This is a genomic window from Parvibaculum sp. (assembly GCF_045863935.1).
Classification (GTDB): domain Bacteria; phylum Pseudomonadota; class Alphaproteobacteria; order Parvibaculales; family Parvibaculaceae; genus Parvibaculum.
Genome location: NZ_BTVP01000012.1, coordinates 41,126 through 56,685, shown reverse-complemented (window position 1 = coordinate 56,685; position 15,560 = coordinate 41,126). Strand labels below are relative to the sequence as shown.

Sequence of the window (15,560 nt, the reverse complement as noted above, 5' to 3'; positions counted from 1 at the left end):
CTTGTCCCCGCCTCGCTTCGACGGGTTTATCCTGTTCGAGAGAAAGAAAAACATATTTATTTCAGTTGGTTAGCGAATGGCAACGCGTGCTGCATTGACTTCGCGCCGTGTGAGGAATAAATAACTGACTGGTCAGTTATTTACTTGGAAAAGACCCCCCATGTCCGCACCGGCCCCCGAACAGAAATTCCAGAGGCGCAAGGAAGAGCGCCCTGCCGAGATCATGGCGGCGGGGCTGAAGATTTTTGCGGAAAAGGGATTTGCGGCGGCGCGGCTGGAGGAAGTCGCGGAAGCGGCGGGCGTCAGCAAGGCGACGATCTATCTCTATTTCGAGAGCAAGACGGAGCTCTTCACCGCCATCGTCAAGGACATCGCGACGCCGCGCTTCGACGACATCGAACAGCTGATCGACGGTTATGACGGTCCAAGCGGCGACCTCCTCGCCTTCGCGATCGGAAAGCTGCGAGACATCGTCATGGGTACGGAACTGCCGGCGCTTGTAAAAATCATTCTCTCCGAGTCCGCCAACTTTCCCGAGATCCGCACCTTCTATCGCGACCACATCATCCTGCGCGGCTTCGGCAATCTCGCGCGCGTAATCGAACGCGGCATCGAGCGCGGCGAGTTCCGCGATTGCAACGTCGATGCGGCGGTACAGGAAATCATCTTCCCCATTCTCATGAACACACTCGCGCGAAACACCTTCGGCGACCTTCCGCAACTCGATCCCGACGGTTTCTTTACCGCCCATGCGGAGTTCGTCGCGCGCGGTCTCGCAACAGACAGGGAGGCGTGAGCGATGCGCCTCCTTCCCCTCCTGTTTGCCTGCGGGACCGCGCTCCTTCTCACCGGCTGCAACGAGCGCCCGGAGAACACCTGGCAAGGATACGCCGAGGGCGACTATGTCCGCGTCGCGCCCATCGACGGTGGCCTCATCGAGACGATCGAAGTGAAACGCGGCGACCGCGTGAAAAGCGGCGACCTTCTCTTCCGGCTCGAGACGGCCTCCGAAGAAGCGGCGCTGGAAAGCGCCAAGGCGAACCTCACCGAAGCGAAGGCAACGCTGCGCGAGACGGAACTCGAATATCAGCGCAAGCTCGCGCTGCGCAAACAGCGCAACGTGGCGCAAGCGGAAGTCGACACCGCGCAGGCGCGCCGCGACCGCGCAGGCGCCGCAACGCTCGCCGCCGCATCCGCGCTGACGCAGGCCAAATGGCGTCTGGCGCGCCGCGAAGGCCGCGCCCCGGCAGATGCCGTGGTGCAGGATGTGATGTTCCGTGAAGGCGAGAGCGCGGCGCCGAACCAGCCCGTCGTCTCGCTGCTGCCGCCGCAGAACATCAAGGTGCGCTTCTTCGTCCCCGAAGGGGAACTTGCCCATATCGCGGAAGGCGGCAAGGTGCACCTCACATGCAGCGGTTGCACGGCGGAGCTGACAGGCACGATCCGTTTCATCTCGACGGAAGCCGAGTTCACGCCGCCCGTCATCTACAGCGACCAGTCGAAGGAAAAGCTTGTCTACATGGCAGAAGCCACACCGGACGAACGGCCGGAAGAATTGCGCCCCGGCCAGCCCGTGACGGTATCTCTTGCCTCACCGCCTGCCGAATGAGCCGGTCATGAGCCAGACGCATCACGCCGAAGCCGCAGCCGACGCACCGCTCGTCATCGACGTGCGCGGCCTCTCCAAAAGTTTCGGCGCAACGAAAGTCGTCGACGGGATCGACATGCAGGTGCGTGAAGGCGAGATCTACGGCTTCCTCGGACCGAACGGCAGTGGCAAGACGACGACGATCCGCATGCTCTGCGGGCTGCTGACGCCGGATGCCGGCGAAGGCACCTGCCTCGGCCACGACATCGTTTCCGAAAGCGCGAAGATCAAGCTGAAGGTCGGCTACATGACGCAGCGCTTCAGCCTCTACGAAGACCTCTCCATCCGCGAGAACCTGGCCTTCGTCGCCTCCATCTACGGGTTGAAGAAGCCCGCGCAGGCGGTGCGTGAAACGCTTGAAAAACTGGGCCTCGAAAGCCGCGCGAACCAGCTCGCGGGGGCGCTGTCGGGCGGCTGGAAACAGCGCCTCGCGCTCGCAGCGGCGATCATGCACGAACCGAAACTGCTTCTGCTCGACGAACCGACCGCAGGCGTCGACCCGAAGGCGCGGCGCGAATTCTGGGACGAAATCCATGCGCTCGCCGACACCGGCCTCACCGTCCTTGTGAGCACGCACTACATGGACGAAGCCGAGCGCTGCCACAAGATTTGCTATCTCGCCTATGGAAAACTTCTCGCGCGCGGCACGGTGAACGAGGTCGTGCGGCAATCCGGTCTCGTCACCTGGCTCGTAAGCGCGAACTCGCAACGGCGCATCAATCGCCTCGCCCGCGAACTCGCGGACCGGAGCGGCGTGGAGATGGTGGCCCCTTTCGGCGCGACGCTCCATGTGAGCGGCGCGAACGACAATGCACTCGACGCCGCGGTCGCCCCGTGGCGGAACGAATCCGGGCTCGACTGGCAGAAGGTCGAGCCGACACTCGAAGACGTCTTCATCCACATGATGCAGTCAGCCTCCGACAATTTCGGGTGATGCGATGGCAAGAAGCTTCTCGCTCTTTCGTCTCGGCGCGATGATCCGAAAGGAATTCATCCAGATGCGGCGCGACCGGTTGACCTTCGCGATGATGCTCGGCGTGCCAGTGATGCAGCTCGTGCTCTTCGGCTACGCGATCAATTCCGATCCGAAGCACCTGCCCACCGCCCTCTTCGCGCAGGATCACTCCGTCTTCACGCGCAGCATCGTGAAGGGAATGGAGAACTCCGACTATTTCGACATCGTCGCAAGGCCGGAAACGGCAGAGGAGGCAAACGAACTGATCCGCACGGGCAAGGTGCAGTTCGTGCTGCAGATACCGCCCGACTTCAGCCGCGAGCTGCTGCGCGGGCAGCGCCCCGAACTCCTGCTGGACGCGGATGCAACCGATCCCGCCGCAACAGGAAACGCAGTCGCCAACATCAAGGTTCTTGCTGCGACCGTCCTCAACCGCGACCTCGAAGGACCGCTCGCGACACTCCGCCCCCGAGCCGAACCCGTGAACCTCATCGTCCACCGGCGCTACAATGCGGAAGGACGCACGGAACTCAACATCGTGCCGGGATTGATCGGCGTCATCCTGACGATGACAATGATCATCTTCACCGCGCTCGCGATGACGCGCGAGGTGGAACGCGGCACGATGGAAAATCTTCTCACGATGCCGGTGCGTCCGTTCGAAGTGATGATGGGAAAGATTTTGCCCTACATCATCGTCGGCTACATACAGGCCGCGGTGGTTCTCGCCGCCGCCTATTGGCTTTTCGACGTGCCGATTGTCGGAAGCCTCGGACTTCTTTCCTTCGTGCTTTTTTTCTTCGTCGCCGCGAACCTCGCCGTCGGCTTCACCTTCTCGACGCTGGCCCGCAATCAGTTGCAGGCGGTGCAGATGACGATCTTCTTCTTCCTGCCGTCGATCCTGCTTTCCGGATTCATGTTTCCGTTTCGCGGCATGCCGATATGGGCGCAGTGGCTCGGCGAGGTTCTTCCGCTCACGCACTTTCTCAGAATCGTGCGCGGCATCCTGCTCAAGGGAAACGGAATGGCGGAGATTGCGCCGGACCTTCTCGCCCTCCTCGCCTTCCTGACGGCGGTTTCCATCGTCTCCCTGAACCGCTATCGCCAGACGCTCGACTGAGGCGGAACCGGGGATAAACCGGCCCGACTGTCATCGAAATGTCATCGAACCGTCATGCAGTGTCTTGGCGGGGATGAACCACGGGTCATGCGCCTGAAAGAAATCCCCGCGAAAAATTTTAATCCCCGGTTTTCAGGGTGACTGTCACAAAGCGGCGGGGATAACTCCCTCACTCAGCAAAAATCTTCCCCGGGTTCAAAATCCCCTTCGGGTCGAGCGCCTGTTTGATCGCGCGCATGACGGCGACGCCGGGGCCGTGCTCCGTTTCCAGGAACTTGATCTTGCCCTCGCCGATGCCGTGTTCGCCGGTGCATGTGCCGCCGAGCGAGAGGGCGCGCGCGACCATGAGGTCGTGGAGGCGTGTCGCCTCGGCAAGGTCGCGGCGGTCGGTTGGATCCATCAAGAGCAGCATGTGGAAATTGCCGTCGCCGACATGGCCGACGATGGGCGCCTTGAGGAATGAGGTTTCGAGATCGCAGAGCGTGCCGGAAATCGCTTCGGCGAGACGCGAGATCGGCACGCAGACATCCGTCACCATGCCCTTCTTGCCCGGAGCATAGGCAAGCGCCGCGTAATAGGCATTGTGCCTCGCTTCCCAGAGCCGCGTGCGGTCTTCCGCCTTTGAGGCCCATGTCGCGCCGCCCGCACCATGCTCCGACGCAATGGCGGCGAAACGCTCCGCCTGTTCGGCGACGGAAGCCTCGGTGCCATGGAACTCGACAAACAATGTCGGCACTTCGGCGAGCGTGAGTTTCGAATAGGCGTTGCAGGCACGGATCGAGAGCGGGTCGAGAATTTCAATGCGCGCGATGGGAAGGCCCGACTGGATCGTCTCGATGACGGCATCGACCGCGCCTTCGAGCGTGGCAAAGGGCACGACGCCGGAACGCACGGCTTCCGGAATGCCGTAGAGACGGAGCGTCACCTCGGTGACGACGCCGAGCGTGCCCTCCGAGCCGATGAGAAGGCGCGTGAGATCGTAGCCGGCAGACGACTTTCGCGCCCGCGTGCCGGTGTGGACGATGGACCCGTCCGCCATGACGGCAGTGAGTGCGAGAACGTTTTCGCGCATCGTGCCGTAGCGCACCGCATTGGTGCCGGAGGCGCGCGTCGCCACCATGCCGCCAAGCGTCGCATTGGCGCCGGGGTCGATGGGAAAGAAGAGGCCTGTGTCGCGGAGATGTTCGTTCAATGCCTTGCGCGTGACGCCCGCCTCGACGCGGACATCGAGATCGGCGGCATTCACTTCGAGGATGCGATCCATGCGCGAGAGGTCGAGCGAGAGACCGCCATGAACGGCGGAGACATGGCCTTCGAGCGAGGTGCCCGCGCCGAAGGGAATGATCGGCATGTCATGTGCCGCGCAGATGCCGACGATGGCGGCGACCTCCTCCGTCGTCTCCGCAAAGGCGACGGCATCGGGCATGGCGACGGCATGCCATGACTCGTCGCGCCCATGCGTCTCGCGGACGGCATGAGCCGTCGTCAGACGCTCGCCAAGCAGCGCGCCGAGTTCGGCGAGCGCCGCCTCCCTGCCTTCCTTTCGCGCTGCTTTGCTCATGGGTTCCTTGCTCCCTGTTAGAACCAAGGTAACATACCTCAAATCGTCATGGCCCGGCTTGTCCGGGCCATCCACGTCTTGAACGGCATTGGAAGCAAGAAAGACGTGGATGACCCGCATGAAGCGGGTCATGACGACTTAAAGGACAAGATAAGAGAAGCAGGGCAGAAAAGCCCGACCGCCGGAAGGAACGCCATGACCGATACCGCCCTCGCCGCCCCGCTCGAATGTCCGCTGCGCAAGGTCGAGCCGCAATGGGTCGACCTCAACGGCCACATGAACATGGCCTATTACCATCTCGTTTTCGACGAGTCGCTGGACGTGGCCTTTTCGGCGCTCGGCATCGGCTGGGACTACACGCAGAAAGGCGAGGGCTCCTGCTTCACGGCGGAGGTGCATGTCTGCTACCTCGACGAGGTGAAGGAAGGTGATCCCTTGCGCGTGACTTATCAGCTTCTCGACGCGGACGAAAAGCGCATCCATGTCTTCGGTCACATGTATCACGCGGAAAAGGGCTACCTCGCCGCGACGAGCGAACAGATGTGCATTCACGTGGACATGAAAGCGCGCCGCGCATCGCCCTTCCCCGAGGCGACGCAGAAGAAGATCGCGGCGCTCGCAAAGGCGCATGAGGGTTTGGCGCGACCGGCGCAGGCAGGGCGGGTGATCGGGATCAGGAGGAAGTAAGAGGAAGCGCCGCTCCACAAAACCAAAGTCGTCATGCCCGGGCTTGACCCGGGCATCCAGGGCGCCGAGCGACCACCTCAGATCAAATTCCGCGCGCAAGAGATCTTGCGAAGAGAGACGCCGCCTGACGGCGGCTACTGGATTGCCGGGTCAAGCCCGGCAATGACAATGTTGTTTGATGGAAATAGGCAGCGTCACCCCATCTGCGCCTTGAGGATCGCGTCGGCGAGCTGCGGTTTGCCGATGACGCCGAGCACATCGGCGGGGCGCGGCACGCCGGGCTTGTCCTTCACGACGAGGGCAAGCGTCGCGTTGCGCTGGCCGAGACGGCGCATCACCTCTTCGAGAATGTTGTTCTCGCGCACGATCACATAATCGGCGATCGCCATGTCGCGCATCGTTTCGGGATGCGGGCCGAGCAGTTCCGGCGTGCGGATGCGGCTGTCGAGTGAGACGATTCCGGCGATGCGGTTCCCCTCCCGCAGGATGAGGAAATTCGGCATGCCCGCCTCGCTCACCCATTGTGCCGCATCCGCGACGGGAAGCTCCGCCGCCATGATGGCGATGTTCGCATCCATCACTTCGCGGGCACTGCGCACAAGATAGAGATTGGAGTAGCGGTCCTTCGGCACGGGACGGCCGCGGCGCACCAGCTCGGCACTGAAGATGTTGTCGCCCATGAGCGCGCGGCGAAGGCCGATGGAGACGGCAACCGCGATGATGAGCGGCACGATGATGTTGTAGTCGCGCGTCATCTCGAAATTCATGGTGATGGCGGTCATGGCGGCACCCGTGCCGCCGCCGACGACGGCCGCCATGCCGATGATCGCGTAGTCGGGAATGCCGATGCCGTGGCTCTGGTCGATGAGATGCAGAAACGCGCCGAAGGCACCGCCCAGCGCCGCGCCGATGAACAGCATGGGCGCGAAGACGCCGCCCGACGCGCCCGAGCCGATGGAGAGCGATGTCGCCAGCACCTGCGCGAGGCAGAGCACGGCAAGGAGCGCGAAGGTGGTTACATGGCCTTCGAGGATCGCGGCGATGGCATCGTAGCCGCCGCCGATGATGTAGTAGTGGCCGGTGAACTGCGCGAAGAGGAAGAGCGCGATGCCGATGCCGGTGAAGCCCGCGGCGGCGCGCACATATTCGTTGGGGAAGCGGCGCGGCATGACCTCGCCCGCGAAGAGAAGCGTGCGGATGAAGCCCCAGGCGACGAGACCGGACAGAAGCCCGAGCACGACGAAGGCGCCGAGATTGAAGATGTGGTCCATCTCGGAGGCCGCGAAATACATCTCCGGCAGCACGAAGGCCGGATAGGAGCCGAAGACGACGCGCCCGACATAAGTGGCCGAGCCCGTGGCGATGACGACCGGCAGGAAGGTGCGCGCGCTGATTTCCGGCAGGATGAGCTCGAGCGCGAAAAGCACGGCGCCGAGCGGCGTGTTGAAGGTGGCCGAAATGCCGGCCGACGCACCGGCGGCGAGCAGCGTGATCCGCTGCCAGGAAGGCAGCCGCGCGAATTGGGCGGCGGCCGAGCCGATAGCCGAACCGATCTGCACGATGGGGCCTTCGCGGCCGACCGTGGCGCCGGAGCCGATGGACAGCGCGGAGGCGATGGTCTTCACCACGGCGACGCGCGGCCTGATCTTTCCTTCGCGGTGGTAGACGGCGTCCATGACGTCGGTGATGCCGCCGCCCTTCGCCTCCGGCGCGAAACGCCGCGTGATCCAGACGACGGCGAGGCCGCCCGCGACCGGCACGAGGATGATGAGAACCCCGAGCGGGCTCAAGGGCCCCGTCGCGCCCGATGTCGGGGTGAGGGAAAGCTGGCCGAAAAAGAAGAGGTTGTGGAGGCCGACCAGCATGGAGCGGAAGATCACCGCGCCGACACCCGTGGCAAGCCCGACGGCCAGCGCCAGCACGGTGAGCACGATCATGTTGACCTCGCGCGTGTCGTCACGCGCACTGTCTGCCCCGCTCACGTCCCGCCCCTCTTTTTTCTGGAATTACAAGGACTTAAGGATTAGAACCCTTAGCACGCGCTCAAGCAGCGCTCAAGCGGCGCGGGAAGCGGGCCGAGGCCTCCCCATGTTATGCTTGCAAGGTGCAGCGCGGATTCGCCCGCCGGACCATTTCCGGGCGCCGCCCTTCAAGCCGGAAGAGCCCGAAAGACAATAATGACGAGTGATCCCTTCGATCTCGGGAGCATCCCCGAGGAAACGACTGCCCGGTCGAGCGGGCTCACGACCAGCGAGCGCGCGATGGGAGCCATGCGCGCGCCCTGGCTCGAGGGGCTGAATGCCGAGCAGCGCGAGGCGGTGGAAAGTCTCGATGGGCCGGTGCTGGTGCTGGCGGGCGCGGGCACGGGCAAGACGCGCGTGCTGACGACGCGGCTCGCCCATCTGCTGGCGACGAAGCGCGCCTGGCCGGGACAGATCCTCGCCGTGACCTTCACCAACAAGGCGGCGCGCGAAATGCGCGAACGCATCGGCGGGCTCATCGGCGGCGCTGTGGAAGGCATGCAATGGCTCGGCACCTTCCATGCGCTCGGCGCGAAAATGCTGCGCCGTCATGCGGAACTTGCGGGGCTGCGCTCCGACTTCACCATTCTGGACGCCGACGACCAGGTGCGCCTGATGAAGCAGATCATCCAGGCCGAAGGGATCGATGAGAAGCGCTGGCCCGCGCGCCAACTCGCTTCCTATATCGACGGCTGGAAGAACCGCGGCCTCGCCCCCGACAAGGTGCCCGCCGGCGAGGCGCAGGCCTTCGCGAACGGCAAGGGCGGCGAGCTTTATGCCGCCTATCAGGCGCGATTGAAGGTGCTGAACGCAGCCGACTTCGGCGACCTGCTGCTCGAAGTGCTGACGATCTTCCAGAACCACCCGCAAGTGCTCGCCGAATATCAGGAGCGCTTCAAATACATGCTGGTGGACGAGTACCAGGACACCAACGTCGCGCAATATCTGTGGCTGCGATTGCTGGCGCAGAAGCACAGGAACATCTGCTGCGTCGGCGACGACGACCAGTCGATCTATGGCTGGCGCGGCGCGGAGGTGGATAACATTCTCCGCTTCGAAAAGGACTTTCCCGGCGCGAAGGTGATCCGCCTCGAACGCAACTACCGCTCGACGGCGAATATCCTCGGCGCGGCCTCGGGCCTGATCGCCGCGAACGAACAGCGCCTCGGCAAGACGCTCTGGACGGAGACGGAAGGAAACGAGGGCGAGAAGATCAAGATCGCCTCCTACTGGGACGGCGAGGAGGAAGCCCGCTCCGTGGCCGAGGAGGTGGAGCAGTTGCAGCGGCAGGGGCATTTGCTGCGCGACATGGCGATCCTTGTCCGCGCCTCGTTCCAGATGCGCGAATTCGAAGACCGCTTCATCAATCTCGGGATTCCCTACCGCGTGGTCGGCGGCCCGCGCTTCTATGAGCGCGCCGAAATCCGCGACGCCAACGCCTATCTCCGCCTCGTCGCGCAGCCGGACGACGGGCTCGCCTTCGAGCGCATCGTGAACCGGCCGGCGCGCGGCATCGGCAAGGTCGCGCTGCAGACGATCATGGAAACGGCGCGCCTGCAGGGTGTATCGCCCTATCGCGCGGCGAGAACGCTGATCGGGACGGAAGAACTGAAGCCTGCGGCGAGACGCGCTGTAGCCAACTTCGTGGAAATGGTCGAGCGCTGGCGCTCGCTGGTCGGCGGGCTTCCGCACACCGAACTGGCCGAAATCATTCTGGATGAATCCGGTTACACGGAGATGTGGCAGAACGACAAGTCGGCGGACGCGCCCGGCAAGCTCGAGAACCTGAAGGAACTCGTGCGCTCCATGGAGAGCCATGACGATCTGGCAGGCTATCTGGAACATATCTCGCTGGTGATGGAGTTCGAGCAGAACGAAACCGCCGACAAGATCAACCTGATGACGCTGCACAGCGCCAAGGGGCTCGAATTCGACACGGTGTTCCTGCCCGGCTGGGAGGAAGGCCTGTTCCCGCATCAGCGCTCGCTGGACGAGAACGGCCTTGCCGGCCTCGAAGAGGAACGCCGCCTCGCCTATGTCGGCATCACGCGGGCGAAGCAGCGCGCCTATATCTCCTTTGCCGCGAACCGCCGCATCCATGCGCTGTGGCAGAGCTCGATCCCGTCGCGCTTCGTGGACGAGCTGCCGAAAATCCATGTCGAGGTAACGGAAAACGCGATGGCGGGCGCGAGCTACCAGAACTACAACCAGAGCCGCTTCGCGCAGGACTTCGCGCGCGGCAGCAACTATTCGAGTCCCGGCTGGCGCCGCGCGCAGGCGAATTCGGAGATGCGCACCAGGCCGCCCGCCTATGAAGCGCATGCGGAACTCGTTGCGACATCCGATCCCTCCGCCGCGAGCTACGGCGCGGGCGAACGCGTCTTCCACCAGAAATTCGGCTATGGCCATGTGGCCGAGATCGACGGCAACAAGCTTACCGTCGATTTCGACAAGGCAGGGCGAAAGAAGGTGATCGACAGTTTCCTGGAGCGGGCGTGAGCGTGAGTGCGCCTTCCCTACACCCAATATTGTCATCCCGGCGAAAGCCGGGATCCATGTGCGTTCCGGCAAACGCGGAACGCGATGACAGGCCCATGGACCCCGGCTTTCGCCGGGGTGACACATATGTTTTGAGGGGTGCAGTAAATTGACCTCCCTCTGGAAACTTTCCTTCGCCGTGCCCCATGAAGCGGCGGAGACCTTCTCCGATGCGCTGGAAGCGGCGATCTGGCCGGAAGTTCTCGCCGTCTCGATGACGGAAGCCGAGCCCGGCACGTCGCCGCTCGTGCAGACGGCTTCCGAATGGAACGAGGTGGAAGCGCATGGGGACTGGCGGATCGAGGCGCTCTATGCCGAGGCGCCGGAAGAAGAAACGCTCCGTGAGCTGATTACTCGCGTCGAACAGGAGACCGGTGCGACGGCGGAAGGCTTCCGGATCGAGCCCGTTCCCGACGAGGACTGGGTGACGCGCTCGCTCGAAGGGCTCGACCCCGTGCGCGCCGGGCGCTTCTTCGTTCATGGCAGCCATGACGCGGAGAAACGGCCCGCGGGCGCGATCCCCCTTCTCGTCGATGCGGGACAGGCCTTCGGCACAGGCCACCACGAAACGACGGCGGGATGCCTCGAATATATTTCCGAACTGGTGAAGCCGGGCGTGCCCCTGAACGCGCTCGACATTGGCACGGGGACGGGCGTTCTCGCCATCGCCATCGCGAAGCTCGCGCGGGTGAACGTGCTCGCCTCCGATATCGACCCCGTGGCCGTGAAGGTGACGCGGGCGAATGCGCGGGCGAACGGCGTCGCGCCCTTCGTCAGCGCCGTGACCGCGAAGGGCTTCGGCCATCAGGCGCTTCGCGCCCGCGCGCCCTACGACCTCATCGTCGCAAACATCCTGGCCCGCCCGCTCGTTTCGCTCGCACCGTCCTTCCGGGCCAATCTGAGGTCCGGCGGCACGCTGATCCTGTCCGGCACGCTGCGGACGCAGGAGGCGATGGTGCGCAGCGCCATGGCCCTGCAGGGGCTGAAGCTCGTTTCGCGGAAACCGAAGGGCGACTGGGTGACGCTCCGGATGGAAGGCTAGCCCATTGCCCCCGCCCCGGCCGCCACTTACATTCTAGCCATGTTCCAGACCTATGAAGACAGCGCCAACCCGGCGCTCGGAAAGACCCGTGCCGCGATGCTCCGCGAGGAGCTCGGCCGCCGCGGGCTCGACGGTTTCCTCATCCCCCGCGCGGACGAGCACCAGGGCGAATATGTGCCGCCCCATGCCGAACGCCTGCGCTGGCTGACGGGCTTCAACGGCTCGGCCGGCATGGCCGTCGTGCTGAAGGACAAGGCCGCGATCTTCGTCGACGGACGCTACACGTTGCAGGTGCGCACCCAGGTCGACCTCGATACCTTCGAGGCGAAGCACCTGATGGACGAGCCGCCCGCGCGCTGGATCGAGGAAAACCTGCCCAAGGGCGCGAAGCTCGCCTACGACCCCTGGCTGCACACGATCGACGCGGTGGCGCGGCTCCGCAAGGCGGCGGAAAAGGCGGGCGGCACGCTGGTGCCGGTCGACACGAACCCGCTCGACGCCGTGTGGGAGGACCAGCCGGAACCGCCAGTGGCGAAGGTTCACCCCCACGCCATCGAGTATGCGGGCGAACCCGCCGCCGACAAGATCAGGCGCCTTGCCGGCGACCTCATGTCGGGCGATGCGGACACGGCCGTGCTGACCATGCCGGATTCGATTGCCTGGGTGTTCAATATTCGAGGGAGCGACGTGCCGCACACGCCGCTGCCGCTCTCCTTCGCGCTGTTGCATGAAGACGGCCATGCCGACCTTTTCATCGACGAGCGGAAACTGGACGACGCGGCGCGCGCCCATCTCGGCAACATCGTGACCGTGCATCCGCGCGATGCGCTGGGCGGCGCGCTGGATGCGCTCGGGCGAGCGAAGAAGACGGTGCTGGTCGATCCCGCGACCTGCGCTTCCTGGATCGAGGCGCGGCTCGCCGCTGCCGGCGCGGAAGTGAAGCGCGGGCAAGACCCTTGCGAACTGCCGAAGGCGATCAAGAACGAGGCGGAAGTGGCGGGCACCCGCGCGGCGCATCTGCGCGACGGGCGGGCGCTGACGAGGTTCCTGCGCTGGGTGGCGACGGAAGCACCGGGCGGCGGCGTGACCGAAATCGACGCGGCAAAACGCCTCGAAGCCTTCCGCGCCGAAACGGGCGAGTTGAAGGATGTGAGCTTCGACACGATCTCGGGCGCGGGCGCGAACGGCGCCATCGTGCATTACCGGGTGACGACCGCGACCAACATGCCGCTCAGGCGGGGCGAACTCTTTCTCGTCGATTCCGGCGCGCAATATGTGGACGGCACAACGGATGTGACGCGCACCATCGCCATCGGAACGCCGGGCGAGGAAGAACGCGACCGTTTCACCCGCGTGCTGAAGGGCCATATCGGCATCGCCACCGCGCGCTTCCCGGAAGGCACATCGGGCGCGCAGCTCGACGCCTTCGCGCGCATGGCGCTGTGGAAGGCGGGGTTCGACTACGACCACGGCACGGGCCACGGCGTCGGCTCCTATCTCTCCGTGCATGAAGGGCCGCAGCGCATTTCGAAGATGGGCCATCAGCCGCTCAAGCCCGGCATGATCGTTTCCAACGAGCCCGGCTACTACAAGGCAGGCGCCTATGGCATCCGCATCGAAAATCTCTGCGTGGTAACGCCGCCCGCCCCCGTCGAGGGCGGCGAGCGCATGATGATGGGCTTCGAGACGCTGACGCTCGCCCCCATCGATCTGGCGCTGGTCGAGAGAAGCCTGCTGACGGAAGAAGAGGCGGAATGGCTCAACGCCTATCACGCCCGCGTGCGCGCGGCGCTGTCGCCGGGGCTCGATGCGGAAACGCGCGCCTGGCTTGAGGAAGCGACAAGGGCGATCTAGCCCTCCGCCATTCCCATCCACGCATCCTCGTCGATGACCTCGATGCCGAGTTCGCGCGCCTTTGCGATCTTGGAACCCGCGCCGGGACCGGCGACGACGAGATCGGTCTTCGCCGACACGCTGCCCGCAACCTTCGCGCCCATCTGTTCGGCTCGCGCCTTCGCCTCGGAGCGCGTCATGCGTTCGAGCGAGCCGGTGAAGACGACGGTTTTGCCGGCGATGGGGGAATCCGTCTGCTGCGCTTCGAGCGGCACGGCCTTCACGCCCGCCTTCTTCAGGCCCTCGATCACGTCACGATTGTGTTTCTCGGCGAAGAAATCGGTGAGCGCTTCGGCCAGCACCTCGCCCACCCCGTCGATGGAGAGAAGTTCGGCCCGCGCCTCACTTTCCGGATCGGCGGCGGCGCGCATCTGCTCCACAAAGTTCTCGAGCGTGCCATAGCTCCGCGCCAGCAGCCGCGCATTCGTCTCGCCGACATGGCGGATACCGAGCCCGAAAATGAAACGGTCGAGTTCGACCTCGCGACGCTGATCGATGGCGTCGAAGAGCTTCTTCACCGAGGTCGCGCCCCAGCCCTCGCGGTCCTTCAGCTTCTTGAGCGATTTGCTGTCGCGTTCTTCCAGCGTGAAGATGTCGTCCGGCTTCGCGATCAGTCCGTCTTCATAAAAGGCGGCGATCTGCTTCTCGCCGAGCCCCTCGATGTCGAAGGCATTGCGCGAGACGAAATGCCGGAGCCGCTCCACCGCCTGCGCCGGGCAGACGAGGCCGCCGGTACAGCGCATCACGGCATCGAGCTTGCCCGTCTTCGGGTTCATCTCGCGCACCGCATGGCTGCCGCATTCGGGGCATGTGTCGGGGAACTCGAATTTCTTCTTGCCACGCGGACGGTCCTCGACCACGCGCACGATCTGCGGGATGACGTCGCCTGCCCGCTGCACGACCACCGTGTCGCCGGGACGGACGCCAAGCCGCTCGATCTCGTCCGCATTGTGGAGCGTCGCATTCGATACGACGACACCGCCGACGGTGACCGGCGTGAGCCGCGCAACCGGCGTCATCGCACCCGTGCGCCCGACCTGAATTTCGATCTTTTCGAGCACCGTCATCGCCTGTTCGGCGGGGAATTTGTGCGCGATGGCCCAACGGGGCGAGCGCGAGACGAAACCGAGCCTCTGCTGCCAGTCGAGCCGGTCCACCTTGTAGACGACACCGTCGATGTCGTAGCCGAGCGACGCGCGGCGCTCCTCGACATCGTGATAGAAAGCGATCAGCGCCTCGATGCTGTCGCAGCGATTGAAGAGCGGGTTCACGGTGAAGCCCCAGCCCTCGAATGCCTCGACCATGCCCTTCTGCGTATCGGCGGGCATGTCCGACATCTCGCCCCACGCATAGGCGAAGAAGCGCAGTGGCCGCGACGCGGTCACCTTGGGATCGAGCTGGCGAAGCGAACCCGCCGCCGCGTTGCGCGGATTGGCGAAGACGGGCTTGCCCGCCTCGCGCTGACGCTCGTTCAGCTTCGCAAAGTCCTCATGGGACATATAGACTTCGCCGCGCACCTCCACGACGTCGGGAATGTTCTTTCCCTTGAGCACCTTCGGGACGTCGGCGATGGTGGCGATGTTGTCGGTGACATTCTCGCCCTCGCGCCCGTCGCCGCGCGTCGCGCCCTGCACGAACCGGCCCTTCTCGTAGCGCAGCGACGCCGAAAGCCCGTCGATCTTCGGTTCGGCGGTGACAGCGAGCGCGTCGTTCTCCTTGAGGTTCAGGAAACGCCGGATGCGGTTCCAGAAATCCGTCACATCCTCATCGTCGAAGGCATTGCCGAGCGAAAGCATCGGCACGCGATGCACGACCTTGCCGAAACCTTCCGCAGGCTCAGCCCCCACCTTCAGGCTCGGACTGTCCTCGCGCACGAGTTCGGGATAGCGCGCCTCGATAGCGTCGTTGCGCTTGCGCAGCGCGTCATAATCCGCGTCGGAAATGCGCGGCGCGTCCTTCTGGTAGTAGAGCTTGTCGTGTTCGGCGATCTCGCCCGCAAGCCGTTCGAGCTCTTCCGCCGCCTCGTCCATCGTCAGGTGATCGACGGGCTTGCGCGCCAGCGCTTCGCCGCCTTCGCGCGCCTCGCTCTTCTTTT

At 64.4% G+C, this 15,560-nt stretch carries 11 protein-coding genes; 8 read left to right on the top strand and 3 right to left on the bottom strand.

What is annotated here, in order from left to right; all coding sequences use genetic code 11:
* The first annotated feature begins 160 nt into the window (after positions 1 to 160).
* From ACKUUH_RS07005 to ACKUUH_RS06990, 4 genes are read left to right on the top strand one after another with little or no spacing between them, the layout of a single operon-like run.
* On the top strand, positions 161 to 796 hold the full coding sequence (locus ACKUUH_RS07005; protein WP_407949170.1) for a TetR/AcrR family transcriptional regulator: 636 nt from the start codon (positions 161 to 163) through the stop codon (positions 794 to 796).
* A 3-nt stretch (positions 797 to 799) separates the two neighbouring features.
* On the top strand, positions 800 to 1,609 hold the full coding sequence (locus tag ACKUUH_RS07000) for an HlyD family secretion protein (protein ID WP_407949169.1): 810 nt from the start codon (positions 800 to 802) through the stop codon (positions 1,607 to 1,609).
* A 7-nt stretch (positions 1,610 to 1,616) separates the two neighbouring features.
* A complete protein-coding gene (locus ACKUUH_RS06995) occupies positions 1,617 to 2,582 on the top strand; it encodes an ABC transporter ATP-binding protein (protein WP_407949168.1) in 966 nt (321 codons plus the stop codon).
* Positions 2,583 to 2,586: 4 nt separating this feature from the next.
* The gene (locus tag ACKUUH_RS06990) at positions 2,587 to 3,723 is read left to right on the top strand and encodes an ABC transporter permease (RefSeq protein ID WP_407949167.1); all 1,137 of its coding nucleotides are present in this window, start codon (positions 2,587 to 2,589) and stop codon (positions 3,721 to 3,723) included.
* A gap of 169 nt (positions 3,724 to 3,892) precedes the next feature.
* Here the strand turns inward: ACKUUH_RS06990 and ACKUUH_RS06985 are convergent, their stop codons facing one another.
* Positions 3,893 to 5,284 carry an FAD-binding oxidoreductase gene (locus tag ACKUUH_RS06985; protein ID WP_407949165.1) on the bottom strand — a complete coding sequence of 464 codons (1,392 nt, stop codon included), beginning with the start codon at positions 5,282 to 5,284 and terminating at the stop codon, positions 3,893 to 3,895.
* Between the two features lie 195 nt (positions 5,285 to 5,479).
* Here ACKUUH_RS06985 and ACKUUH_RS06980 point away from each other — a divergent pair, with 195 nt between their 5' ends.
* Entirely contained in the window at positions 5,480 to 5,971 is a 492-nt protein-coding gene (locus ACKUUH_RS06980) for a thioesterase family protein (protein ID WP_407949164.1), read from the top strand.
* A 194-nt stretch (positions 5,972 to 6,165) separates the two neighbouring features.
* Here the strand turns inward: ACKUUH_RS06980 and ACKUUH_RS06975 are convergent, their stop codons facing one another.
* Entirely contained in the window at positions 6,166 to 7,953 is a 1,788-nt protein-coding gene (locus ACKUUH_RS06975; protein ID WP_407949163.1) for a chloride channel protein, read from the bottom strand.
* A gap of 195 nt (positions 7,954 to 8,148) precedes the next feature.
* Between ACKUUH_RS06975 and ACKUUH_RS06970 the strand changes: the two genes are divergently transcribed.
* The 3 genes from ACKUUH_RS06970 to ACKUUH_RS06960 all read left to right on the top strand — a co-directional run bounded on the left by ACKUUH_RS06970 (position 8,149) and on the right by ACKUUH_RS06960 (position 13,426).
* On the top strand, positions 8,149 to 10,491 hold the full coding sequence (locus ACKUUH_RS06970) for an ATP-dependent helicase (RefSeq protein ID WP_407949162.1): 2,343 nt from the start codon (positions 8,149 to 8,151) through the stop codon (positions 10,489 to 10,491).
* 148 nt (positions 10,492 to 10,639) lie between these two features.
* On the top strand, positions 10,640 to 11,572 hold the full coding sequence (locus ACKUUH_RS06965) for a 50S ribosomal protein L11 methyltransferase (protein ID WP_407949161.1): 933 nt from the start codon (positions 10,640 to 10,642) through the stop codon (positions 11,570 to 11,572).
* Positions 11,573 to 11,611: 39 nt separating this feature from the next.
* A complete protein-coding gene (locus tag ACKUUH_RS06960) occupies positions 11,612 to 13,426 on the top strand; it encodes an aminopeptidase P family protein (protein ID WP_407949160.1) in 1,815 nt (604 codons plus the stop codon).
* Here the strand turns inward: ACKUUH_RS06960 and ligA are convergent.
* Complete coding sequence (ligA, locus tag ACKUUH_RS06955; RefSeq protein WP_407949203.1) at positions 13,423 to 15,495, bottom strand: NAD-dependent DNA ligase LigA; 2,073 nt, start codon at positions 15,493 to 15,495, stop codon at positions 13,423 to 13,425. The genes ACKUUH_RS06960 and ligA overlap by 4 nt on opposite strands.
* Between the last annotated feature and the right edge of the window lie 65 nt (positions 15,496 to 15,560).

Excerpts from the sequence above, each read along its gene's own strand:
- ACKUUH_RS07005 (WP_407949170.1), top strand. The coding sequence starts at position 161 with ATGTCCGCACCGGCCCCCGAACAGAAATTCCAGAGGCGCAAGGAAGAG.
- ACKUUH_RS07000 (WP_407949169.1), top strand. The coding sequence starts at position 800 with ATGCGCCTCCTTCCCCTCCTGTTTGCCTGCGGGACCGCGCTCCTTCTC.
- ACKUUH_RS06995 (WP_407949168.1), top strand. The coding sequence starts at position 1,617 with ATGAGCCAGACGCATCACGCCGAAGCCGCAGCCGACGCACCGCTCGTC.
- ACKUUH_RS06990 (WP_407949167.1), top strand. The coding sequence starts at position 2,587 with ATGGCAAGAAGCTTCTCGCTCTTTCGTCTCGGCGCGATGATCCGAAAG.
- ACKUUH_RS06985 (WP_407949165.1), bottom strand. The coding sequence starts at position 5,284 with ATGAGCAAAGCAGCGCGAAAGGAAGGCAGGGAGGCGGCGCTCGCCGAA.
- ACKUUH_RS06980 (WP_407949164.1), top strand. The coding sequence starts at position 5,480 with ATGACCGATACCGCCCTCGCCGCCCCGCTCGAATGTCCGCTGCGCAAG.
- ACKUUH_RS06970 (WP_407949162.1), top strand. The coding sequence starts at position 8,149 with ATGACGAGTGATCCCTTCGATCTCGGGAGCATCCCCGAGGAAACGACT.
- ACKUUH_RS06960 (WP_407949160.1), top strand. The coding sequence starts at position 11,612 with ATGTTCCAGACCTATGAAGACAGCGCCAACCCGGCGCTCGGAAAGACC.
- ligA (WP_407949203.1), bottom strand. The coding sequence starts at position 15,495 with ATGGACGAGGCGGCGGAAGAGCTCGAACGGCTTGCGGGCGAGATCGCC.